Origin of the sequence: Legionella drozanskii LLAP-1, from assembly GCF_001467585.1 — a bacterium.
Taxonomy (GTDB): domain Bacteria; phylum Pseudomonadota; class Gammaproteobacteria; order Legionellales; family Legionellaceae; genus Tatlockia; species Tatlockia drozanskii.
The window spans coordinates 584732-608351 of the sequence record NZ_LNXY01000020.1 but is presented as its reverse complement, the minus strand read 5'-3'; the positions used below and the strand labels follow the sequence as shown (position 1 = coordinate 608351).

Below are 23620 nucleotides of genomic sequence, written 5' to 3'. Positions count from 1 at the left end.
TTTTATCATGATTGATGCCATCAAAGCGACAGAAATTGCCATGTTACAAGACCAGCTCCGTTTACAGTCGGTGAGTCAAAACATTGCTAATATGCAAACACCGGGCTACAAGCGCCAACTATTTGATAATATCTCTTTTTCTGAGCAGTTAGATACGGGAATCACTTCCCTCAGTCAACAGCTAGAAACCGCTCAGCTATTCACTCAGGGCACCGTCGTGCAAACACAAAATCAAAATGAGATTGCAGTTTCAGGCGATGGTTTTTTTGAAGTACAAACTGAGGAAGGTATTTTTTATACCCGTCGCGGTGATTTACGGGTCAATGAACAAGGAGAATTAGCTTTATCAAGCGGAGCTTTAATTTTAGGAAAATCAGGACCGTTACAAGTCAATGATAAAGCCTTTACTATCGATTCTCAGGGCATTGTTTATGTCGACAATCAGAAAATTGATCAATTAAATCTTGTGCAATTTACGCAACTGCAAAAATTAAATTATCGCGGCCAAGGTCTCTATGAAGCCCTCATTTCGCCAAGCCCTGCCCCTAGCAGCACTCGTGTCCTGCAAGGGTTTATTGAACAATCGAATGTGAAATCAATCGATGAAATGTTGGAGCTGCTTAAAACCTCTCGCCACTTTGAAGCTTCGCAACGAATTATGCGTACTGCGGACGGTCTATTATCAACAGCCATTAATCAATTAGGAGAGGGAAATGTCTGATGCACTTGCCATTGCAGCTAGCGGCCTTAAGTCCCAAGAATATTATATTGACAAGATCGCTAATGATTTAGCCAATTTAAATACGCCCAATTATAAAGCATCAAAAATTAGTTTCGCAGATATGCTTTATCAAAATATCGAGGGTAACACCCCGCTTTTTCCAAATCAAAGCTCAATCAAAATTGGTTTGGGCACTGCAATTTACAAAACAGGCAAAGACTTCAGCAAAGGACCTTTAAAACCATCCAATGATTGGAAAAATCTTGCCATTGATGGCGATGGATTCTTTCAAGTCATCAATCATGAAGGCAACATTTCTTATACGCGAAACTCCACATTCATCATAGATGAAGATCGTTATTTAGCCACTCAAGATGGATTTAGATTAGCTGACAATATCCAAATTCCTGACAATTTTGTCGATATAAGCATTCAAAAAAATGGCGATGTCACCGCCCTTTTAGCCGATGATCCCGAACCTCAAGCCTTAGGCACGATTAAACTTGCTAAATTTTTAGACCCCTCATCCCTCAACCCAATCGGTGCAGGAATATACGACTACACTGAACAAGCCGGCGAAGCCATTGTGGACTCACCGGGCAGTACTGGCATGGGTTTACTCATCCAGAAACAAATTGAAGGTTCTAATGTGGATATGGTGAATTCACTAATGCAATTAACACTGGCTCAGCGCGTTTACCAGCTGAATGCCAAAGCGATACAAATTGTTGATGAATTGGAAAAAATGACTAATGAAATTCGTGGCTAACGCAAGTTTTTTAATCTTATTTTTGAGCCGTTTATTTTTTTTCCTGCTCTTTTATTTACTCATCCCTTCCCTGGCTAATGCCACAAGTTTGTTTGATGAAACTAGTTATCGTTCTTTAATCGCTGACAGAAAAGCCTATTTACCAGGTGATTTGTTAACCGTCATCGTGATGGAAAATTCGAATGCTCACAGCAGCGCAGATCTCGCCTCAGGCAAGGAAATCAAAGCCGCATTGAAAGCAAACTATAATAAGGAGCGTCATGAAGTCGGTTTTGAATTGAATGGTAAAGGTCGCTCCGCAGCCAAAACCGGACGAAATGGGAAAATTAAAGCAGCATTGACCGTGCGCGTTAAAGAGGTTCAACCAGGAGGAAGTTATCTTATCGAAGGCCATCAACTTATTCGCATCAATGGCGAAGAGCAAACTATCCTGCTAAGCGGCGTGGTAAGAACCGAGGACATTAGTGCTCAAAATACAGTACTTTCAACTCGTCTTGCTAATGCAGCAATTACCTATACCGGTAATGGATCCGTTTCTGATTCCCAGCGCCGTAATTATGTTTATAAAGTATTATCTTTAATAGGGGTTGTCTAATGCGCATCGGCACGATTCTATTGGCGCTTCTATTGATAGCACCCCCCATCCAGGCCGCAGTCCGTTTAAAGTCGCTTGCTCATCTCTCTGGTCTTCAGGAAAACCCTATTACCGGTTACGGTTTGGTTATTGGTCTTGCAGGTTCAGGCGATTCACGCCGCAATAGGGATACAACTCAGGCGATTGCTAACTTATTACAAACCTTTGGGGTGAATATTCAACCGAATGAAGTTAATAGTCGCAATACGGCCACGGTTATTGTCACAGCCAATCTTCCTTCTTATGCGCATCAAGGCGATAAAATTGATATCAATGTCGCATCTCTTGGCGATGCCAAGAGTCTCCTGGGTGGAACTCTTCTTGTGACCCCACTTAAAGGCCCCGACAATCAGGTCTATGCCTTGGCCCAGGGACCTATTTCTATTGGTGGATTTAAATATGATTTATTCGGCAATGTAATTCAAAAAAACCACCCCACTTCTGGCCTTATTCCTGGCGGGGCGGTGGTTGAAAGAACAATTTATAATGAACTCATCAATAAAGAAAGCGGATTGCATATTATTCTAAATCGTCCCGATTTCACGACGGCTGATCATGTTGAAAGAGCACTCAATCAGCAATTTGGTCCTAATACAGCCCTCGCTAAGACCGCACAAGATATTGAAATTCATCCCCCCATCGAAGCAAAAAAACGTTTCATTCGTTTTATTAGTCAAATAGAGAATATCTCTATCGAGCCTGACAATATACCTACAGTAGTGGTTAACGAACGCACAGGTGTGGTTGTTGCTGGCGCCGATGTAAAACTCGACGCGGTCACTATTTCTCATGGCAATTTACAAATCGCTATCGCCACCAGTTATAACGTATCACAACCTACCTTGCTTAATGAGGTAGATGGTCAAGTGCACACCGCAATTACCCCGTCGACCAACATTAATGTCAGGGAAACACAGGCCAATGCAGTACTGTTAGCCGAGGGAGCGACAGTGGCTGACTTGATAGCATCGTTAACCAAAGTCCAAACATCGACGAGAGATATTATTGCCGTTTTGGAGAGTTTACAGCGTGCAGGGGCACTACACGCCGAACTCATTATCCAATAAATAAAGGAAGAAAAGGATGAATAAGGATCTAACCATTGAATGTCTGCGTTTAGCATTAGATACCGGTTTAATGCGACAAACCGCAATTGCCAATAATATTGCTAATGCTAATACGCAAGATTATCAAGCGATGGAGGTTAATTTTGAACAACAGTTAAGGAATTTAGATTCCAGCGCGACAACCGATTCACTCCAAACTGTAAAACCTTTTTATCAAACCAGTGATAGTTCAGCCCTTGATGAACAAATCGCCTTGAGCGTCAAAAACGCTACTCATTATCGAGCGCTCATTAAAGGTTTAAATCAGAAATTAGCTATCATGAAATTGGCCTTACATGGGAATAATCAATCATGAGCTATGATCAAATTTATTCGATTGCAGCGCAAGGCATGAATGTAGAAAAATTGCGAGTCGATGTGGTTGCTAACAATATTGCCAATCAGCATAGTCTACAAAACGTTGATGGTTCCCCCTTTCAACCCATGCAGGTTTTAGCAAGAGCTAAACCCTTTTCTGCTTACCTATCTGAACCTGAAGAAATGGGTATTGCTTCGATTGAGCTCGCGCCACAACAACTTCCTGCCAATAAAATCTACCAACCAGGACATCCTGCAGCGGATAAAACAGGGTATGTCAGTTACCCAGGACTTAGCACGGTCGATGAAATGACAACACTATTACGTGCCTCACGTGCTTATGAGGCGAACATAAAAATAATGAATACCGCGCACAGTCTTTATTTACAAGCCCTTAGTATTGGAGACGAACGATGATGATTGATGAAATCAATAGGCTTTATCTTTCCCCGGAAATGCAATCAACAGAGCCAGTCAATAAATCCATCCCCTCTTTTGCGAATTGGCTTAGTGACAAATTAGGTGAAACTAATGAGCAATTACTAGAAGCCGACAAGGCTTTGCGGCAATTAGCCAGTGGTCAAGCACCGAGTTTACATCAAACCATGCTCTCCCTGGAGCAGGCCAAATTGTCTTTTCAATTTTTAGAACAAATTCGTAACCGCTTAATGAGTGCTTATCAGGAAATAATGAGGGAGCAGATTTAAAGTGAACTATTTAGAAACTAGCCTGCAGTGGTTCAAAAAACAAAGCAAGCAACGGCAATTAAGTTTTATAGCTGGTTTAGTGCTGATTATTGTTCTGAGCCTGCTTCTTTTTCTTTGGCTGCTGTCGCCAAGTTATGGTGTTTTATTTAATCACCTCGATAATCGCGATGCCAATCAAATACTTAGTCAATTAGAGCAAGCGAAGATCGCTTATAAAGTACGCGATCAAGGCAGCGAAATTCTCATTGCCAAATCGTTGATTGATAGAACCCGCATCAAACTCATGGACTCTGATATCCATTTCGCAGAGAGCGTCGGGTTTGAATTGTTTGATAAAAGCGATCTTGGCATGACAGATTTTTCGCAGAAAATCAATTATCAACGTGCCATGCAGGGCGAATTGGAGCGAACCATTCGTAGTCTTGATGAGGTTAGGCAAGCACGTGTGCATTTGGTTATTCCTGAACGTCATTTATTTCAGCAAGAAGATAATCAGCCTCGCGCAGCCGTCACTTTGCATTTAAATCACCCTTTGACTTCCCAACAAATTAATAGCATCCAACAACTGATTACCGCGAGTGTCGCCAACCTGCAAAAATCGAATGTCACCCTTGTCGATCAGAATGGTAATAACCTCTGCAATAATGAGGAGGATAGTGCTTTAGGGCATTTTGCCATCAAAAAAACCATGGAGCGCTATTTCACGCAAAAAGTAATGCAAATGCTGCAATCTGTGTTTGCTGATGAAGAAGTGATGGTAAAAATTGATGTGACCTTGAATTACGACGAGTTACAACGTGAATTGATTAAACCGCAGCATGAGGGCATCGTAACTCATGAAAAAGAAATCCAACATTCCACTTCCTCCAAATCTGAGAAAACTCAAACTAATAAAGATCTAACTCGCGAAAAATCTTATCAATTTGGCAGTGAAAAAGAGAACTTTACTCACGCCAGCGGCAATATTGAGCGCTTGACCATTTCTGTCGTAGTTCCTCAATTCACCAGTCAACAAACTATTCAACAAATTGAGCGCTTGGTTAAATCGATTGTTGGTTTTGACCTCAAGCGGGGAGATGAGATCAGTGTTGAAGCCTTAACTACTCAGCAAGCTTCAGTACTTCCTTCTATTCCTTTGACTTTAGCGATTACACGCCCTCTTTGGTCTGCGAATTTGCTTTATTTTTCCCTTCCCGGTTTTTTATGCGCCTCGCTACTTGCTTATTCTTTCACCTTGCGATTACGCCGTCGTAAAAGGCAAGAGCTCTTAACCGCATTGACTCAATGGTTGAATAAAGATGTCTAATCCTTTGAAACAAATTTTGCTTAAAATGGCGCGCTTATCTAAGTCTGATCAGCGCTGGATAATTAGTAAATTATCAAGCGCTCAAGCCCAGCGATTTAATCAGGAACAAGGAGAGCAGCTACTGCAAGATGCGCGACGTTTTCGCAAATTAAATACCGATCTACAGCCCTTAATTTGTAGGAACACACAAAAAACCCCCTCCTTTCATCAACGCTTATCTGAGTATCCAGCGCTTTATATCGCGATTGTGCTTGAACAGGGAAACTACGTTTGGCAAGAACAGTTTTTAACTCGTTTTGATAAGGATGGCAGCATTAAACATCTGCTTACCACTCAGGTTAAACCCTTAAAATGTTCAACGCGACAAGTTCTATTCAGACAATGGGAAAACACCCTTTCGTTTGATGAGCAGATGGAGACGATTGATGGCTGAGATTCTCAAACACATCACGTTCAGTGAAGAATATTATTATTTAGGAATTAGCAAGCAAGACACTCAACTAGAGGAAATTGTGTTACCCAACGAGTCTTACTCCGAAGAAGCCAATCAATTGCAGGAAATAGCGCGGGAACAGGGTTATCAAATTGGTTTTGCCCAAGGAATGGCAGACGGTCTTGTTAAAGCTGAGCAACAGGCGACCAATCAAGTTAACGAGTTAGTCGAGCAACTCAAGCCTTTACTGCAAACAATTCCTGCCGCTCTCAATAAAAGTCGTCGGGAATTAAAAACGGAGATCGCCGATATTGTCTTGGCCATTACCCAGCAATTTTTTATTCATCAACAGCAAAACAAAGAAGCAATCGCCCAGCAAATTTCGGCCACACTCAATCATCTCAATGATAAGCAAGCCATTACACTTGTTTTAAATCCACAAGATTTAACCTTGTTACAAAAAGGCGAATTAGCGATTGATTTTAGTCAATGCAAAGATTTACGCATTACGGCAGATGAAAGCCTAAGCTTGGGCGGATGTCGCATTAAAACTGAACACGGCATTTTTGATGCAAGTATTGAGCGGCAAATTGATGGTTTAAAACAGGCTTTATTGCAGATTAAAAAGAGGCATAACCATGGTTAATTGGCTTCACTCTCTCCAACCCGTCGAGCGAGTCGGTGAAATCGAACAATCCCTTGGTTTGAAATTAGTAGCCAACGGTCCGCCACAAGCTTTTGTGGGTGAGTTATGCGAGATCATCGATAGCCAATTGCAAGTGGTGATGCAAGCCGAAGTGGTGGGCTTTGACAAAGCGAAAGTGTTTTTAATGCCCTTCTCTACTCATAAAATTTCGATGGGTTTTAAAGTGCGTGCGACAGGTCATTCCATAATTATTCCTGCTGGGGAAGCAATTTTAGGGCGAATTGTCGATGCCTTCGTACAACCCTTGGATAATCTCGGTGAAATCCAATATTCGACTCAAGTGCCCCTGCATAAATCGAAAATAAATCCTCTGCAACGAGAGCCCATTAAAGAGCGGCTATTCACGGGTATACCAGCTATTGATGGGTTATTGCCACTGGGCAAAGGGCAACGCATAGGACTTTTTGCGGGTAGCGGTGTCGGTAAATCCGTCTTGCTGGGCAACATTACTAAACAAATTACGAGTGATATTAATGTTATTGCTCTCATCGGAGAGCGCGGTCGAGAAGTCAATGATTTTATTCATGAACATCTTGATGCCGAGAGTTTAAAAAAATCTGTCGTCGTAGTGGCTTGCAGTGATGAGCCGGCGCTAGTGCGCAAACAAGCGGTGTTTGCGGCAACTGCCATCGCCGAGTATTTTTGCAGCCAGGGCAAAGATGTCATGCTTTTGATGGACTCCATCACACGCTTGGCGATGGCACAACGAGAGATTAGCCTCAGCTTAGGTGAACCCCCTACTGCTCGCGGCTATACTCCCACCGTGTTTTCACTTTTACCCCATATTGTGGAGCGAGCGGGTAATTTCATCGGGCAAGGTAGTATTACTGCCCTCTACACCGTGCTTGTAGAAGGGGATGATTTCAACGAACCAGTTGCCGACAACATGCGGGCGCTTTTGGATGGCCATATTGTGCTGACTCGCGAATTAGCTCAGCGAAGACATTATCCAGCCATCGATGTATTGCAAAGTACCTCGCGGCTTACGAGGCAATTATTAAAACCCAAAGAACAGATTCTTGTCTCTAAAATTGTGTCCATCCTCAGTCTTTATCAACAAAATAAAGACCTGATTGAAATCGGTGCTTACAAGCCCGGCAATAATCTGAAACTTGATGAGGCACTTGAGCGAATTGACGCGATTAATCAACTTCTCGTGCAGACAGAAATTTTAGCTTTTGCAGACTTATTACAACGATTTTCCGAGATTTTGCAATGAATAAAACTTTAATCGCGCTGATGAATAAGCTCAGCTGGCAACTCAATGAAGTCAGTCAATTTTTGCAGACTATCAATGATGAGCAGGCAACCCTAAAACAAGCCTATGCTGAGCTGCTAGAACAAATAGAAAAAGCCTGTGCTACACCAGCAATTATTCAGCCTGAACAGGAAATTGCACGCCTTAACTTTATAATGCATAAACAACAGGAGCATGAGCATTTAAATCTGAAAATGAAAGAATTAGAAGTACAACATAATCAATTAAAAGAACAAAAAATTCGCTTACATAGCGAATTAAAAATGCTTGAGCGATATCAAGATAAACAGCAAGAAAAAACGCTCAGAAATGATATTTTAATCCAGCAAAATGCAAATGACGAATGGGTTTTACAACGGAAGGAGCCAGCATGAAAATTCAAGACCAACCCCCTATTTATTTTAAGAAATCGCTACAAACCAATGATGAATACTATTGGAAAAATCAGCAACAATTGGAAGATTCAGCACTCAGTTTCCAGGATTTTATCCGAGGAAATAAAAAGGAACTGGATTCCAGTTCAGCGCAAACTGATTTACCCACTCAGGTCGACTCGGACTCTTCTTTAGCTATGCGGGAAGTCAAAAAAGAAGCTAGCAATCCCACTGAATTAGCTACTCAGATCATCACAATAGAGACTTTAGCTAATGAAGTTTATCGACAAGCATCTCAGCAATTGCTAGAAAATCCAGTCTCCAATTTTCAACCGGCACTCAAGGATCTATCCCCTTCTTTAACTTCAGCCAAGCGCTCACTACCAAAGCAAGTTACTGCAACACAGGAAAACTCAAACCTTAAAAATTATCAATTATTTATTCTCAATAACCAAGCTGAATTAAGCATTAATACCAGTCAACTAGACAATCAGCAAACCAAGGAATTAAGGCAATTAATTAAGCAATGGCTGGTCAACAAAGGAGTCCGCTTGCAACAACTTATTATTAATGGAGTAAAACAATGAGCGATGCAATTAATCCAACGCAAGAAATGGGTGTTTCTCAGGCCGATTATTTAAAATTATTTATGCAGGAACTTAGTTATCAAGATCCGCTAAAACCGGTCGATAATAAGGAATTTATGGCCCAAATGGCGCAAATCTCTTCTTTGCAGGAAGCTCAACAAACTAATCAAGCCTTAGCAGAGCTAAAACATTGGATGAGTGACAATAATGGTTTAATGCTTTTAGGTAAAAAAGTAACGATCACCGGCAGTGAACAAGAGGGGATTGTCAGCAAAGTGGAATTATCTCCCAATAATCTGCCCATCATTCATGTCTTAGTGAATAGTGGTGAAAATCCGCGTGTGCTATTAACCGATATCAGCTCAACCTGGAACCCAAGTTCAAAAGGAATTTAAATGAGTAATACTTATTACACCAGTTTAACGGGCCTACTTGCCGCAAGCTATGGATTACAAAATACCTCTCATAATATTACTAATCTGCAAAGTCCGGGTTTTAAACGAAGCGACGTTTTTTATTCTTCACTTGGTGGTGAAAAAAATCAGGGTCATTTAGGATCTGGCGTCACCATCGCAGGAACCAGTACAAACTTCAGTGCGGGTAATTATTTAGGAACGAATAATCCGACTGATTTAGCTGTTATTGGAGATGGCTTTTTCATTGTGAGGCTTAAAAATGGCGAGCTGATGTATACGCGCAATGGTGAATTCTATTTTAATGAGCAAGATCTATTGGTTGATCGACATAGTGGTGGTTTGGTGCAAGGATACAGCGAGCATGGCGCTTTAGTTCCTGTACGGAAATTTGTTAACAAAACCCATGCTGGGAAAGCAACTCGAACTGTTGATTTAGCGGGTGAATTTATACCTCAGAAAAAACAGGGCCCCGGTACGATTACTAATGAGCCATTCAAAAGCGATTATGAAAATATTCAATTCACTATGGCAAATATTTACGATGAACAAGGAAAAGAACACACAATAAAGTTCGAATTTAAACCCATAGGCCCAATGAATAATCCTTCTAACAACTCAAATACTTCCTCTGCGAACACAAATACTCCCTCTATCTCAAATCCAGATAGCTCCACAATCTCCAAAAACACTAAGGATGGTTTCGTATGGGAGTTAATCCAAGTTAGTTATGACGGAGTTTTTCTTAATTTTATTCCACAAACTTTGAAGTTTGATGAATTGACTCTTGCAGGCGCAGAAGGACACGATAAATTCAATCTCCAATTACCAAATAATCAATTAATTAGCTTTAACATCGGGAATTATTTAACTGACGCAGATAAATCGATTCGCTTAAAAAAAGAAGATCTAACTAATTCATTTCCAACGACAACTACTACGACAACTGCAACCATTACCATTTCTAAACAAGATGGCTATAAAGCAGGTAAGCAAATTAATTTTTCCTTTGATGAAAACGGTCAAATTTCTTATCAATATGATAACGAACAATCTATCCTGGGAGTCTATATTGCCTTAGCTAAATTTGATGATCCTGAACATAGTTTAGTGGCTGTTAGCGATAATTCCTTTCGCGCCAAAGGGGATCAGGGTCTACAAATTGGTCGTGCGAATAAAGATGGATTTGGCAGTATGCAAGCTCAAAAAATTGAATCCTCCAATGTGGATTCGACCACTGAATTTGCCAACATTGTCGTACTACAACGGATGTTTCAAGCCTGTTCTCAGATTATGGAAATTGATAAACAACTATTGGAAGAGTTATATAAAAAATGAAAGTCAATCCAAAACCCTATCGGATGATTAGTCACAATGAACTTAATTATTTTCAGCAAAATTTTAGTGAAAAATTAGATGCCTGGAATGAAATATACGCGACTGAAAATCTCAAACTCTCTGTCAATCGTACTTCAGCAATTAACCATTGTGTTGAGTTGCAATTGCTCGTGCATGAACATAAGCCTGTCGCTTTAGTTGATAGCTCTTATTTGTCGGTCCTGAAAAAAAATCTTTTTGCAGTCAGTGACGATTGTTTTAATGAAGCCTGTAATGAAATTTTTATGCAGTTATTAAAGCAATTTTTTGTAGTTGATTCCTTAGAGTTAAGATCTAATTCAACGAGCTACAGCGAATGGATTTATCCTGGTTCCGCTTGTCTGAATATCGTTTTTGCTAATGAAAATGAGTTTAATCTTTATCTTCACCCAGCGTGGGTACTCGCTCATTTGCCGCAAACAAAACATTCGGCAAAACCGCTTAGTTGTCTTGATGAGGTTTTAGCGACAAAAAAACTGTGTTTAACCGTCCAACTTGAACCGCTTCGTCTCAATGTTGAAAAACTTTTGAGTCTGCAAGTTGGCGATGTCATTAAAACCGACCACAGTCTGAATAAACCCTTAGAAATTCAATATCGACAACACACCCTGTGCGAAGGAATCGTCGGGCAACATAAAACGATACAACTAACGAGGTCATCATGAGTATCACTGTAAAAAAAATAGTATTACCCGAATTGGAATCTCAAACGGACGGTAAATTACTCATTAATGAAAATTATCTAGCTCTTGTGGGCTCAGTAGAAGTTGAATGCCAAGTGCGTTTAGGCAACATCAGCCTGACGATTGCCGAGTTGCGTCAGCTGAAAGAAGGCCAACTTTTATCTTTGGATCAAAAAACCCATGAACCCATTGATATCCTGCTTAACAATCAAGTGATAGCCCGGGGAGAGTTGATGAGTGTTGACGATTGTTTTGCGCTGCATATTACCGAGGTTTCTTCATGATTAAAAAGCGATTTTTTTTGACGATGGCTTTATTTTCCAGTCCTGTTTTTGCCGAAAAAATCCAGTTTAAACAAACGCTTGAGCCTAACCAGGATTGGATGGTTTATATCCTAACTCTGGTTATTCTCACGATGATTGCTTTTGTATTAGCTAAGAAAAATCAGGGTTCATTACTACCATCATCCTCCTGCTTAATTATTGATAAAAAACGCTTAAGCCCTAAAACGATGATTTATGTTATCGAATATCAGAATCAGCGATTTATGCTTACTGATAATCAACAAAGCTTAGCTTTACACTGTTTAACTAAAGAGTCTGAATGATGTTTTGCTGGAAAAAATTAACTCATATTCTAGCTATTTCGCTAGCTTTCATTGGTCAGGTCAATGCTTCTTCTGCGCTTTCATTTGGGCCACTCCATTTTGATCAGGCTACGATTTCACCAGCTTTGCAGGTGTTTGCTTTGTTGACTTTACTGAGTCTCGCCCCCAGTTTTTTAATTATGATTTCTTCTTTCACTCGCATTGTTGTTGTACTCTCTATGCTGCGCAATGCGCTAGGATTACAGCAAACACCGCCTAACACGGTCATCATTAGTTTATCGCTATTTCTTACTTTATTTACGATGATGCCAGTGGCAAAAATCATTTATACGGAGGCTTATCAACCTTATCAAACTCATCAAATCAATACCGAAACCGCCCTCAATAAAGCAAAGGATCCGCTAAAACAATTTATGCTTAAGCAAACAAGAGAAAAAGACATGAAAATGATTTTGCAATTAGCAAAAGAACCTTTTCCTACCCAAGCTCAAGACCTTAAATTTTATCAACTGATTCCTGCCTTTTTACTGAGCGAATTGCAAACTGCTTTTCAAATCGGCTTTATGATTTTTTTACCTTTTTTGCTGGTAGATTTAATTGTCTCCGGCATTTTAATGACCATGGGAATGATGATGCTCCCCCCCATGGCAATTGCTCTTCCTATTAAAATCTTACTCTTTGTTTTAATCGATGGTTGGGATATCGTGATTCAAGCTTTGGTAGGAAGTTTTCACTAAGCATTTAATGGATATTGAAATGAATACAAGCAATGACATACAACAACAATTAAACCGTTACTTAGAGTTTCTTCGACAAGATCCCTCTAATATCAATTTATTACTTTCAATTTCTAATAGTTATCGTGTATTAAATGATTTTGCGACGGCGCAAAAATATCTCGACAAAGCAAAAGCATTTGATGCAAGCGCCTGCTTTGTTCTACAAGGTATTCTCGCTTTAAACCAACAGCATTTTAAGGAGGCAAAAGAGGCATTGACTCAAGCTTTGCATTTTGAAGACTCTGCAATTGTTCGTTATAGTTTGGCAGTTTGTCATTACTCTTTGCAGGAAAGCATTGAGAGTATCAATATCCTGAGACCTTTATTGAAATCGGGGGAATCAACTTACAACGTTGAATTTCTGATGGCTCAGTTATTTCATCAGCAGGGTAAACTCGATGAGGCAATTAAAATATTGGAAAAAGTATTAGAAGCCTATGGTCCTATTGAGCCAACCTTAACTCTTTTAGCGCAATTGTATTTTGATAATGAGGAAGAAAAACTAGCTGAGAATACAGCGCATCAAGTTTTGATAATCAATCCAGACAATTATGAAGCCCAGGTTATCCTTCTGTTGTTACATTTAACTCATGAAAAAGTAGCCGTGGGTAAAATTAAGAAACTGATGGCTAACCACCCCAATGATAGCCGTTTATGGTTTGCCTTGGGGACTACTTATTTTCACAGTTTAAAGTTAAAGCAAGCTGAGAAAGCGCATTTAAAAGCGGCTGAGTTGGACCCCGATTTTTATGATAATTGGATTAGCCTTGGTTGGTGTCAACTTTTTCTTGAGCAATTAGAAAAAGCAGAAAATTGCTATCAACAAGCGGCGACTATTTATGAAGACGGTGCTGAGGGCTGGGGAGGATTAGCCTTGGTGAGTACATTGCAAGGAAAATTTGAAGAAGCAGGAAATTTAATCGCGAAAGCGAAGAAATTGGACACAAAATGCCTTTTAGCTGATATCGCAGAACTGTGTTATTTACAGCACATAAATCCAGAAAAAGTAGGAATGTATTTTAAACAAAGCTTCCCGACCTTAGCAGAGCAATTAAACACAGCCATGGCTGTTGTATTGGAAAAGTTGAATGAGAAAAAAACCCTACACTAAGAAAAACGTTGTTTGAATTCCAGACCCGCCCCCGTTTGGGTTCTGAGATTTACCCATCATTTTTTTTTCTTTCGCGTAGGAAGTTCAATTAGTAGAAGAATTTCCTACTTCGGAGAAGAAATAGATAAGAACCCTTGAGAATCATTATTGATCTTTTGAGTTATTTTTTGTACAATTGGCAACTTTATTATCCTTGGGGAATATTATGCTCTTTTACTCATCTTTCGATCAAAAAAAATGCAATCCCCTTGTTATAGATGACAACACACTAGAACTGCCTTGGTTTTTCAAGTTTTACCTCAACTGGCATAAAAAATCTCTAGCGGTCTTTTTAAGCATCACTGCGGAATTACCAAACTCTAAAACAGTCGAAGTGTTACTCCCAGTTTTGGAGGCTGCAAAAGTCGAAATAGGCAATCTATCCACATCATTACCCAGTTTTTTTCCCGATTGGTTAATTCTAAGACCTTTAAATAATTGGCTTAAAGAAATTTTCACCGCCCAAGCCGACGAGGTCAAACAAACTTTTTCCACAAATATAGACCAAGCAAAATTAAAAACACTAAGGGTTAAAAAAAATACTGAAGAAGAAATAGAACTTAAAGCACTTAAACGAAAACTAGATCCTCGAGAAAAAGATAACATAAAAAAAAGCCTCAAAACTCAGATTAGCGCGTTATCTACAATGCAAAGTGAATATCAGATAAATATCGGCGCCTTAAAACTCGCAGAAAGCGAGCTACAGTGCTTACAGAATAGTCGAGTAAAAGTACCTCAGATACCTCTCCCCTTGGGTCGTACAATAACCTATGGAAATTATATGATGGTTGCAGTTACTTATGCCGCTCCTTCACCTAGGCAGTTACAAGAGTTTGAAGAATTTAAAAAAAGACGCATACAATCTTTAGACGACCAAATTAAAACTAAAGAAAAAAGAATAAGCGATCTCAGAGAACAACAATCTCGACTCTTTTTCCCTGCAAGAAAAGCTGAGCCTCAAGACCATGAAGAAAAAGAAAAAGAAAAAGAAGTAGAATTTACACCTAATTAGTTTTAGATCTACAATCAACCTAGTGAGGAAGATATCTTCCTCACTAGGTTTCGCACAATTTCTCCAGCAAATAATATATAATTCATTATTACCAAAATTGCTCGATAAGGACCTCATCAATGAACACCACGGAATGGCTAAAACGTCTTGTTGCCTTCGATACCACTTCTCGCAATTCGAATTTGCAATTAATTGGGGTCGTTCATGACTGGTATAAGCTGCATCAGCTTTCTCCTCAACTGATTTATGATGAGAGCAAATCCAAGGCCAATTTATTTGTCACTTTACCAGCTCACGATGGGAACACCAAAGGTGGAATTATTCTTTCTGGTCATACCGATGTGGTGCCTGTTGATGGTCAGGATTGGGATACGAATCCCTTTGAATTGAGCGAGCGACATGGGTGTCTTTATGGTCGTGGTACTGCGGATATGAAAGGTTTTCTTGCTGTCTTACTTACACTTTTACCTGAATTTTGCAAACTTAAATTAGCTAAACCCTTTCATTTTGTTTTTTCTTATGACGAAGAAATTGGCTGTTTAGGCATTCCTTCTTTATTGGAAAGTCTAAAAAAATGGGAAATCGAACCTGAAGGTTGCATTATCGGCGAACCTACCAGCATGAAGCCGGTGACTGCAAATAAGGGAAGATTGTTATTCCGCTGTCGAATCCACGGTGCTGCAGTGCATTCCTCCCTAACTACGCAGGGCTGTAATGCTGTCGAGCATGCAGCAGAGTTGATCAGATATTTGCGTGAATTAGGAAATCAATTTAAAAAACAAGGTCCTTTTGATAATGATTTCGATATCCCTTTCACCACAGTAACTACGAATATGATTCATGGCGGTAGCGCTTATAACATCATTCCAGAATGGTGTGAATTTGCCTTTGAATTTCGCTATTTACCTCATCTCAATCCCCAAGAAATTGTCGATAAAATTCAATTGTATATCCATGAAACCTTATTACCTGAATTGCATAAAGAGTATCCCGAAGCTACCATCGAGTTGGCAAAAATTTCAGGCGGAGGCCCGGGATTAAATACTTCCGAAAACGAAGAGATTACCCAACTGATCCGCGAAATGACCCAAGTGAAGAAAAAATCCAAAGTAGCCTATGCTACCGAAGCAGGATTTTATCATCTCTCAAAAATACCAACCGTTATTTGCGGTCCAGGCAGCATTGAACAAGCGCATCGTGCTAACGAATATGTAACTATTGAACAACTTAAAGAGTGCGAAACAGTAATTTCTAGATTAGTAAATCATTTTGTGACGCTTTAAATGCTCCCCTTGGATCTAACAAAATGTTTTTTACCGTAATTAGTCTGGATTAGATCGATCATTTTTGTTATAATTTTGAACACATTTACTTGTTTAAATAATGGCATGGTCAGAATTCTTTCTCTTCCTCCCCTCCCTGAAGAAAAATATGGAGCTAACGAAGATTTTCAATTTGGATATTACGAATGCCAAAATAGCCCTACCCCACGAAAAAATGCCATAGTATGGCAAACACTGACTACCAAAGAGTTAACTCCCCCAGGTAAAACGCAACAATTAGCTCCGCAAAAAATTGCTCACCGACTATGGACAAGCCACCGGCTCATAGATGAAGAAGCCAAAGGTATGGAAAGCAAGACAGGTACGTCTGCCTCAACGACAATTTATGATGGCAAGGGAAATTTAATTACCGCTACTGTAGCAGATGCATCCGCATTCCTTGTTCTTTATGACAACGATGGCAAACCTCTTGGAGTTCGTCGATTAAACTCAGTAATACATAGACATGATAAGCCGGAGGAGTCCACGAGTAAAAGGGACGGTGGCAGTATTGCTCATAAAGTTACACTACCAAAATACAATCCGAAGATTTATTCACCTGCTGTTTTACGTTCTATAGGTCATAACGGCTTTAAAAAATCTGCTGTTTGTGCAAACTCAAGTATCGATATTGTCAATATAGCGGAAGCAGCCCAAGACCTAGGAATCGCTCAGGAGAAAATTGGGAGAATTCAAGTCATTTCGGTTTGTTATGGCTTTAGCGATGCAGCAGGTAAAAATAATCAAACCAAAGAAGGAAATGAAAGTCATTTACTGAGGGTTTTAAACCAACTCGACTCCCCCGGAACAAAACAAGAGAGCGAACTAGCTCGCTTATTAATAGAAAAGGCAAAACCCAATACTCGCGAGAATCTTTCTGCTGCTATTCAAAGTATTAATAAAGACACACCTGCTTTCTTATTAGGATTATATGGTGGTCAGCAGGAAGTATTAGTGTCCACATTAGCAGCCTACTTTATAGGTGATTTTTTCAAGAAGCAATGTAATTTAAATCGCGAGGCTTATGCCACACAACAATTAAGTGTTAACAATAATGAGCTAGAGTATAAAAGGGATAATCCTTATTCGTATGACGAAAGTGAATTTAAACTTATTATTCTAAAACTTTTTTCTATAACTAAAATCTACCAAGAAAATTTAGATCAAAATACCTCTACTGGAAAACAAATCGCTCCCTTGCTTAAACAATTACTTGCTATCTTAGAAAATTCCCATGAGACTAAAAAAACCAAAATCGAAAAGTTCTATCATTTTTTGGATAGCAACCATTCTGAGACCGGCCTTAAAAATGTGGAGGTTATCAAGCAGGATGATAACGTTTCTGCATTAAAATTTATTTTTGGGATTATTTTTATTATTGTCAGTATTATTACTTTGGGATTACCAAGCCTTTTTGTTTCTGAAGCCGTGCATCTCACAACAGGGAGAAGCCCTTTTGATTTATTTAATACAAACGGTGAACAATATGCAAAAGAACTCGCCCTGGTGAAAACGCGTAAATATGAGGCTTTCTTTAAGTCAGCCCCTCCTACCGAAAATAAACAAATTGATAGACAACAACAATATAGACTTGATGGCCCACTACTCGGCGTCTAAACGGGTTAGCTGAAAAAGGCCATCAATGCGTTACACTACTCGTTGCAGGTGCTTGTGGGGTATAGCTAGGTGCTAAAGGCCAAACGCCTCCCGGTGCATATTCAGGTTTTGTAAAAGGAGCATCAGGATTAACTACGTGTGCATCTGTACCGATCATTTTCGTTGGAGTAGTATTCATCCCAGACATGGGGAAACTGCTCGTTCCTCTGTCAGTACCAATCTGAACACTCGTATTGTTTAGTGCTATCGCATAACTTGTATTAGCTAAAATCACCATACCCAATAAGAAAAGCGCTAAAATATATTTTTTCATTGCTGCTCCCTGGCCTAAGTTATCCTTGAAACTACATCAGTCAACAAATTATGTTGATTCCATTTCACTGATATATTTAAATAATATGCTCCTCTCCTAAGTATAATAAAAAATATTGAAGATGATTTATGAATCACCATGATCAAAATAAAAGCATTTTTTATGTCGCATTATCAGGCCTTTTTTTTGGGCTAATAGGATATTTTGGCATTAGCGTACTCAACGCGCATATTTCAGTTCCAAATATGCTTTTTTGGCGTTTTTTATTCTCAGGATTGTTCATGGGCTTATTAATTTTGCCGCAAGCAAAGGGCCAATCATTTTCAAGAAAAGCATTTATCAATATCTTTATTTATGGCGGCGCATTTTATGGCGCTAGTTCAATTCTCTACTTCGTGGCGGCAAAAAATATTGGTTCGGGATTAGCAATGGTCTTGTTTTTTACTTATCCTGCAATCGTCATGATGCTTAATTTCTTTCTGTACAATCAACCTGTGAGGCGCAGCTATTATATTGCAGTGATTATGATTTTTATTGGCATGTTTTGCTTAATGCGCGGTGGCTCATTTCAATTTAATCTTATCGGTATTTTATTAAGTCTATTATCGGCTCTTTTATATGCTTTCTATATTATCACGAGCAAAAATACTACCGCACCGGCACTTGTTTCCACACTACTTGTCTGTTTTGGCGCTATGTCTAGTTGTTTTATAGCCGTGTTGGTTGATCATAGTTTTATAGTGCCTCAAGGAACCAATGTTTGGTTAAATCTTATTGGACTTAGCGTAATTTGCACCTCTTTGCCAATTCTTTTATTGTTAAAAGGATTGCAGCACATTGGGTCATTGCAAGCCTCTATTTTATCCGTATTAGAACCGGTATTTGTGCTTATCTTTGGGGTCACGCTTTTAGGTGAAACAGTTAGTTTAATTCAATTCGTAGGGGTAGCTATCCTTCTCCTAGGTGCTTTGCTTGCTCTTCTGAATTAACTTTTATTTTTTTCTTTGTTGGACAATTACGCTTGCTTGTACACACGCAATGACCTGATTTTGAAGCTAATTAGCAGCCACCAGTGATAGAAATTGAAGAGGGTGAAATAACAGAAAATCCTAGTCCAGAAACCGGGGAAGAACTAGCCGCTAGAGCATTTTTACGTATTTCCTCTTCCGCCCGATAGCTTTGAAGCAAACCAAGATAAAAAAATCAGGTTAACGCAAATATTTCAACGTATGGAGCAGCTCTTAAAAAAAGATCCCTATGGCGAAAATACTATTCAAAAGTTTGAAGCCTTGAAAAAGTTATACAACGAACAGGCTGGTATCCCTAGCAATGACATTGGCGAGGCATTTCAAAGCATTCAATCTTGGAAAGCAGACAATAGACAAAGTATCTCTCCGCTAAGAGCTCAGGGCTTTGGGGGAAACTTATAAATTGTTTGGGCATAAATTATGCGTCATCGACTCAAACCATGGTTGAGGATATGGAAAATATACTATCAAATCAATTGGTTAGCTAATTTTTATAAATTATGTTGGACTGATAGCCATTCAGCTTAAAAAAACGCTATAATGGCGCTTTTTAAGAGTAATGGAATAAGCATGTCGTTCACTGAGAACCTTGTTCAATTTGGTTTTTCTCTCAGTCTTTTGGCTAATGCTGCTCTTTTTATCCCGCAAATTTTGACTCTGCTTAAAAATAAAACGGCCCAAGGCGTATCACTAATCACTTTTGGAGGGTTTAACGTGATTCAGCTTTTTACTCTATTTCATGGATTAGTAGAGAAAGATTACTTGCTTGCTGGCGGGTATTTGCTAAGTATCCTAAGCTGTGGCACTGTCACGATCCTCATTATCTATTACAACTATATCAATAGGAATTGAGTGTAAGAAGATGCAAAATAAGTCGTTTGATATAGTTTGCAACATTCTTTTTCTTCTTCCTTATGCAGAAAATGCTGCGCTTGTTAACAAACATCAAAAAATTGATGATCTTTATTTGATTCGAGCCATTGTTGATTTTTCAATACGCGCTTTAGAGTTGTTTATTGATGGCAATCTGCAGGCCTTCGATCCGCAAATCGGAGAAAACCTTTGCCAAATTAGAGCTTATAAACTTTTTCATCTCAGTAAAAAATGGCTTAGTTCAGCGGAAGCTTTCGCTGAATTTCATCATGAGATTGAACGCTTTAAAAGATATAAATTGCAGATTGAAGATGTGATTTGCGAATGGGAAAATGCAATTAAGCAAGCTGTTGTTTATAATAAACAGCTCGATGGCGTTGAAAAAATAAGTGGTTTTCTGAGTAGACATCAGCTTCTATTTAATTTACAGCAGGAATTTGCCTTTATTATTGCCTGTAATTTTTTGACGCATTTCAATATTCGTAAAGATGATGTGCCTATAGCCATGAATTTAGAACACATCACTCGAGAATTTCATATTTCCAAATACCGCGCTAGACGCCTAACCTATCGCTATCAACAGCTCATTTGTAGGTTAGGTTGCCTTTTTATTCAAAATATTGCCCAAGAATTGCCTGCTGAATTGGGTTATACGGATATTTTACCAAAATTATGTCTTATTTCAGATGAGGACAGAATGGTATTACCTTGCTACACTGTCAGCCAAATAATTTTTTATCACAGTATTCAAAAAAAAATACCGGTTTTATTACTCGTGCAACGTATACCTCAATCATCAGCATTTAAGTCAGATTTAGTTTACTTCTTATTGGTTGGTAAAGAAGGAACAAATGATTATGATTTAGTAAATAGCAGTTCACAGCCGCTGGATTACTGCATGGTTATTGCTGGTGAAATTGTTTATGAACAGGAATCGATTGAACATTATATCCAGCGTGTCCTTAAAGAGAGTCCGTTAAAAATAATTTTGGCTAACACAGCAATTCATCCGCAATATTCAGGAAAACGATTAGAAACATTTAGAAATAATCCTTTTCTGTTAATTTCGGATAGCAATCAAATTGCTGCTCAACATAGGGATAACTTAATGAATTTGAGACGTTATGCTTTAGAGTCAGGCTGCTCTCAAGAAAACCGAACCCTATTTTTTTTAAGACATATTTACGCAACTAAACTAAAGGATGAGATAAAGCAATTGCAACTCAAGTATCAAGGTGAAGCCCATGATGCCTATGCAATGCTAAATCCATAGAAAAGCTACGGAGTATTTTATGGCTTTGGACTATGACAGTCTGCTTAAGCAATTTGATTTGTATAAACAAATTTTCGAACGCATGCCCGTTTATATTTATTGGAAAAATAATCATTTTCGCTATCTCGCTTGTAACCAAGTACTCGCTCAAAATTTTGGACTCAGTTCAGCAACGGAAATTGTTGGTAAAACTGATTTCGATCTTTTCCCACACAAATTAGCCTGTGAGATTAGAAAACATGACATGGAAGTCATGGCAACGGGTTTGCCTCGCCTTTTTGAGGAAGAAGGTATGGAAGCAGATAACGAAATGTGTATCTATCTGACTCAAAAAATTCCTCTGTTTAACAGTGTAGGAGAAATCATAGGAATTGCAGGGATCTCCATTAATATTACAGAGAGGAAAGCGAAGGAAGAAAGAAATCGTATTGAAAAAGAGGAAGCAGAACTTACCTTAGCTAGCATTCTAGATAATTTGCCGGGACATGTGTATTGGAAAAATAAAGATTCTGTTTTTCAAGGATGTAATTTTGCTCAAGCGAAATCTGCAGGTTTTGCCGAGCCTAAATCAATGATTGGTAAAACGGATTATGAAATGCCTTGGAGTCATGAGGCTGATTTTCTCAGAGAATCTGATTTGGAAGTAATGAGAGGCCAAAAAACAATAACAAGGGAAGAAGCATCCCAACTCGCCAACTCAGAGGAAGTATCTATTTTCTTATCCAAAAAATCCCCTTTATTTAATAAAGCAGGCGAAGTGGTGGGCATTTTGGGAATTTCTTTTGACATTACTGAGCGAAAAAAAATGGAGGAAGCGCTGAGTAAATCGCAGATTGCAGCAGATGCTGCTAATCGGGCTAAAACCGAATTTTTACGTAATATGGAGCATCAATTAAGAACACCTTTTAGCGGGATTTACAGCATGGTCGAGTTTTTAGCCGAAACTGAAACCAATGTTGAAAAAAAGGAGCAACTCGAAATTACCTATCTTTCCGCCAAAGAATTTATAGAATTTTTAAATGATATTTTAGATTTTACTCGCAATCCCTCAGAGAATTGGCCAGTACTTGCTAAGAAATTTGATCTTAAAAAGACGATTGAAAAAGTCATTGCTATGGAGAAAGCAGCTGCAACCATCAAACAACTTGATCTGAATTGTGATTATGATGACAAGCTGCCCACTCTTTTTATTGGCGATCCTCGACGTATTCAACGCATCGTCATGAACTTATTAAGTAATGCCATCAAATTTACTGACAAAGGCAGTATTACAGTCAGTGTGAAACTAGGAAAACAGCTTGATGAGAAGAATTTTATTCTACAATTGCTAATCGCGGATACAGGAATTGGTATTTCATTGGATGAACAAAATCTCATATACGAAAAATTTTACCGTTTACACCCGGCGAACCAAAATAAATACAAAGGCGCTGGTTTGGGCCTTAACATTGTTAAGCAACTTATTGAAGATTTGGAAGGTGAAATTGATGTCGTTAGTAGTCCAGATAAAGGAACCACGTTTATTTGCACACTCCCATTTAAAAGACCCTTACTTGATGAATTAATTAACTAGAAGGATACAAATTTTTCGCCTTAAAAATTATTAAGTATTCACTAACAATTGTATAATGGTATTTTGGCACTATATGGAATTCAACGTTAGACCGATTTTTTATTGCAAAAAAATAGCGCTAACTAGAAGGAATAAGAATGATTCATCCTCTCCATGTACTTGTAGTTGAAGATACACTTATTGCGCAAATAGTTGCTAAGGCCCAATTAGCCAAGCTGGGCTGCCTTGTCGACATCGCAGCTAACGGAAGAATAGCTTTAGAAAAAACAATGCTCCACACCTATGACCTTATTTTAATGGATATTGGACTAGGCGACGGTCCTGATGGTTTTGAAGTGACCTCATTGATTAAACAACATAGTCCAATGAATAAAAACACCCCCATCATTGCTGTCACTGCACATGGCGGACGTGATTATGCAGAAAAAGCGATTGCCGTGGGGATGGAGAGATACTTTAATAAACCGTTTACACCTGCCAATGTGAAGGAAGTTATTCACTATCTCCAGCATAGGGCAGTAGTAGATGCTGAACAATCGTAGCAAGTAGGTGCACCAGTCTGGAAGTGTGATTTTCTCCCCTCCCAGCTCTCGCCCGAACGAGTAGGAGATTTCCTTCGCAGGAGAGCTGGGGAGAGGCCCCCTAGCATAACCAATCCATGAGGACCAAAACCCTGAGGTA

At 39.1% G+C, this 23620-nt stretch carries 29 protein-coding genes; 28 read left to right on the top strand and 1 reads right to left on the bottom strand.

Annotation, left to right across the window (positions count from 1 at the left end):
* Window positions 1–7: 7 nt before the first annotated feature.
* The 23 genes from Ldro_RS07035 to Ldro_RS06925 all read left to right on the top strand — a co-directional run bounded on the left by Ldro_RS07035 (window position 8) and on the right by Ldro_RS06925 (window position 17879).
* The gene (locus tag Ldro_RS07035) at window positions 8–721 is read left to right on the top strand and encodes a flagellar hook-basal body protein (RefSeq protein ID WP_058495693.1); all 714 of its coding nucleotides are present in this window, start codon (window positions 8–10) and stop codon (window positions 719–721) included.
* Window positions 714–1490, top strand: coding sequence for a flagellar hook-basal body protein (locus tag Ldro_RS07030; protein WP_058495692.1), 777 nt, complete (start codon window positions 714–716; stop codon window positions 1488–1490). The genes Ldro_RS07035 and Ldro_RS07030 overlap by 8 nt, the downstream gene beginning before the upstream one ends.
* The gene (locus tag Ldro_RS07025; RefSeq protein WP_058495691.1) at window positions 1474–2085 is read left to right on the top strand and encodes a flagellar basal body L-ring protein FlgH; all 612 of its coding nucleotides are present in this window, start codon (window positions 1474–1476) and stop codon (window positions 2083–2085) included. The genes Ldro_RS07030 and Ldro_RS07025 overlap by 17 nt, the downstream gene beginning before the upstream one ends.
* Window positions 2085–3191 (top strand): flagellar basal body P-ring protein FlgI, encoded by a 1107-nt coding sequence (locus Ldro_RS07020; protein ID WP_058495690.1) that lies wholly within the window; start codon window positions 2085–2087, stop codon window positions 3189–3191. The genes Ldro_RS07025 and Ldro_RS07020 overlap by 1 nt, the downstream gene beginning before the upstream one ends.
* A gap of 16 nt (window positions 3192–3207) precedes the next feature.
* The gene (locus Ldro_RS07015) at window positions 3208–3546 is read left to right on the top strand and encodes a flagellar basal body protein (RefSeq protein ID WP_058495689.1); all 339 of its coding nucleotides are present in this window, start codon (window positions 3208–3210) and stop codon (window positions 3544–3546) included.
* Entirely contained in the window at window positions 3543–3965 is a 423-nt protein-coding gene (flgC, locus tag Ldro_RS07010) for a flagellar basal body rod protein FlgC (protein ID WP_058495688.1), read from the top strand. Before Ldro_RS07015 ends, flgC begins: the two co-directional genes overlap by 4 nt.
* Window positions 3962–4255 (top strand): flagellar hook-basal body complex protein FliE, encoded by a 294-nt coding sequence (gene fliE / locus Ldro_RS07005; RefSeq protein ID WP_058495687.1) that lies wholly within the window; start codon window positions 3962–3964, stop codon window positions 4253–4255. Before flgC ends, fliE begins: the two co-directional genes overlap by 4 nt.
* Window position 4256: 1 nt before the next feature.
* Entirely contained in the window at window positions 4257–5561 is a 1305-nt protein-coding gene (gene fliF, locus Ldro_RS07000; RefSeq protein WP_058495686.1) for a flagellar basal-body MS-ring/collar protein FliF, read from the top strand.
* Window positions 5554–5994 carry a hypothetical protein gene (locus tag Ldro_RS06995; protein ID WP_058495685.1) on the top strand — a complete coding sequence of 147 codons (441 nt, stop codon included), beginning with the start codon at window positions 5554–5556 and terminating at the stop codon, window positions 5992–5994. Before fliF ends, Ldro_RS06995 begins: the two co-directional genes overlap by 8 nt.
* A complete protein-coding gene (locus Ldro_RS06990) occupies window positions 5987–6640 on the top strand; it encodes a FliH/SctL family protein (RefSeq protein WP_058495684.1) in 654 nt (217 codons plus the stop codon). Before Ldro_RS06995 ends, Ldro_RS06990 begins: the two co-directional genes overlap by 8 nt.
* Complete coding sequence (locus Ldro_RS06985; RefSeq protein WP_058495683.1) at window positions 6633–7919, top strand: FliI/YscN family ATPase; 1287 nt, start codon at window positions 6633–6635, stop codon at window positions 7917–7919. Before Ldro_RS06990 ends, Ldro_RS06985 begins: the two co-directional genes overlap by 8 nt.
* Window positions 7916–8332 carry a hypothetical protein gene (locus Ldro_RS06980; RefSeq protein WP_058495682.1) on the top strand — a complete coding sequence of 139 codons (417 nt, stop codon included), beginning with the start codon at window positions 7916–7918 and terminating at the stop codon, window positions 8330–8332. The genes Ldro_RS06985 and Ldro_RS06980 overlap by 4 nt, the downstream gene beginning before the upstream one ends.
* Entirely contained in the window at window positions 8329–8919 is a 591-nt protein-coding gene (locus Ldro_RS06975; RefSeq protein ID WP_058495681.1) for a hypothetical protein, read from the top strand. Before Ldro_RS06980 ends, Ldro_RS06975 begins: the two co-directional genes overlap by 4 nt.
* A complete protein-coding gene (locus Ldro_RS06970) occupies window positions 8916–9314 on the top strand; it encodes a flagellar hook assembly protein FlgD (protein ID WP_058495680.1) in 399 nt (132 codons plus the stop codon). Before Ldro_RS06975 ends, Ldro_RS06970 begins: the two co-directional genes overlap by 4 nt.
* The gene (locus Ldro_RS06965; protein WP_058495679.1) at window positions 9315–10670 is read left to right on the top strand and encodes a flagellar hook-basal body complex protein; all 1356 of its coding nucleotides are present in this window, start codon (window positions 9315–9317) and stop codon (window positions 10668–10670) included.
* Window positions 10667–11374: a FliM/FliN family flagellar motor C-terminal domain-containing protein gene (locus tag Ldro_RS06960; RefSeq protein WP_058495678.1), complete on the top strand. Its 708-nt coding sequence runs from the start codon at window positions 10667–10669 to the stop codon at window positions 11372–11374. Before Ldro_RS06965 ends, Ldro_RS06960 begins: the two co-directional genes overlap by 4 nt.
* Window positions 11371–11676 (top strand): FliM/FliN family flagellar motor switch protein, encoded by a 306-nt coding sequence (locus Ldro_RS06955; RefSeq protein WP_058495677.1) that lies wholly within the window; start codon window positions 11371–11373, stop codon window positions 11674–11676. The genes Ldro_RS06960 and Ldro_RS06955 overlap by 4 nt, the downstream gene beginning before the upstream one ends.
* Window positions 11673–11999 carry a hypothetical protein gene (locus tag Ldro_RS06950; protein ID WP_058495676.1) on the top strand — a complete coding sequence of 109 codons (327 nt, stop codon included), beginning with the start codon at window positions 11673–11675 and terminating at the stop codon, window positions 11997–11999. Before Ldro_RS06955 ends, Ldro_RS06950 begins: the two co-directional genes overlap by 4 nt.
* Window positions 11996–12736: a flagellar type III secretion system pore protein FliP gene (gene fliP, locus Ldro_RS06945; RefSeq protein WP_058495675.1), complete on the top strand. Its 741-nt coding sequence runs from the start codon at window positions 11996–11998 to the stop codon at window positions 12734–12736. Before Ldro_RS06950 ends, fliP begins: the two co-directional genes overlap by 4 nt.
* Before the next feature lie 19 nt (window positions 12737–12755).
* Window positions 12756–13889 (top strand): tetratricopeptide repeat protein, encoded by a 1134-nt coding sequence (locus Ldro_RS06940; RefSeq protein WP_162263972.1) that lies wholly within the window; start codon window positions 12756–12758, stop codon window positions 13887–13889.
* A 205-nt stretch (window positions 13890–14094) separates the two neighbouring features.
* Complete coding sequence (locus Ldro_RS06935; RefSeq protein ID WP_058495673.1) at window positions 14095–14940, top strand: hypothetical protein; 846 nt, start codon at window positions 14095–14097, stop codon at window positions 14938–14940.
* Between the two features lie 119 nt (window positions 14941–15059).
* A complete protein-coding gene (argE, locus tag Ldro_RS06930) occupies window positions 15060–16223 on the top strand; it encodes an acetylornithine deacetylase (RefSeq protein ID WP_058495672.1) in 1164 nt (387 codons plus the stop codon).
* A gap of 105 nt (window positions 16224–16328) precedes the next feature.
* Window positions 16329–17879 carry a hypothetical protein gene (locus Ldro_RS06925; RefSeq protein ID WP_058495671.1) on the top strand — a complete coding sequence of 517 codons (1551 nt, stop codon included), beginning with the start codon at window positions 16329–16331 and terminating at the stop codon, window positions 17877–17879.
* A gap of 22 nt (window positions 17880–17901) precedes the next feature.
* On the opposite strand, the gene Ldro_RS06920 is transcribed toward Ldro_RS06925, so the two are convergent.
* Window positions 17902–18192, bottom strand: coding sequence for a hypothetical protein (locus Ldro_RS06920; RefSeq protein WP_058495670.1), 291 nt, complete (start codon window positions 18190–18192; stop codon window positions 17902–17904).
* A gap of 128 nt (window positions 18193–18320) precedes the next feature.
* Here Ldro_RS06920 and Ldro_RS06915 point away from each other — a divergent pair, with 128 nt between their 5' ends.
* The 5 genes from Ldro_RS06915 to Ldro_RS06890 all read left to right on the top strand — a co-directional run bounded on the left by Ldro_RS06915 (window position 18321) and on the right by Ldro_RS06890 (window position 23481).
* A complete protein-coding gene (locus Ldro_RS06915; protein WP_058495669.1) occupies window positions 18321–19181 on the top strand; it encodes a DMT family transporter in 861 nt (286 codons plus the stop codon).
* Window positions 19182–19790: 609 nt separating this feature from the next.
* The gene (locus Ldro_RS06905; RefSeq protein ID WP_058495667.1) at window positions 19791–20072 is read left to right on the top strand and encodes a PQ-loop domain-containing transporter; all 282 of its coding nucleotides are present in this window, start codon (window positions 19791–19793) and stop codon (window positions 20070–20072) included.
* A gap of 10 nt (window positions 20073–20082) precedes the next feature.
* A complete protein-coding gene (locus Ldro_RS06900) occupies window positions 20083–21366 on the top strand; it encodes a hypothetical protein (RefSeq protein ID WP_058495666.1) in 1284 nt (427 codons plus the stop codon).
* Window positions 21367–21385: 19 nt separating this feature from the next.
* Window positions 21386–22939 carry a PAS domain-containing sensor histidine kinase gene (locus tag Ldro_RS06895; RefSeq protein ID WP_058495665.1) on the top strand — a complete coding sequence of 518 codons (1554 nt, stop codon included), beginning with the start codon at window positions 21386–21388 and terminating at the stop codon, window positions 22937–22939.
* Window positions 22940–23076: 137 nt separating this feature from the next.
* Window positions 23077–23481 (top strand): response regulator, encoded by a 405-nt coding sequence (locus tag Ldro_RS06890; protein ID WP_058495664.1) that lies wholly within the window; start codon window positions 23077–23079, stop codon window positions 23479–23481.
* The last annotated feature ends 139 nt before the right edge of the window (window positions 23482–23620 follow it).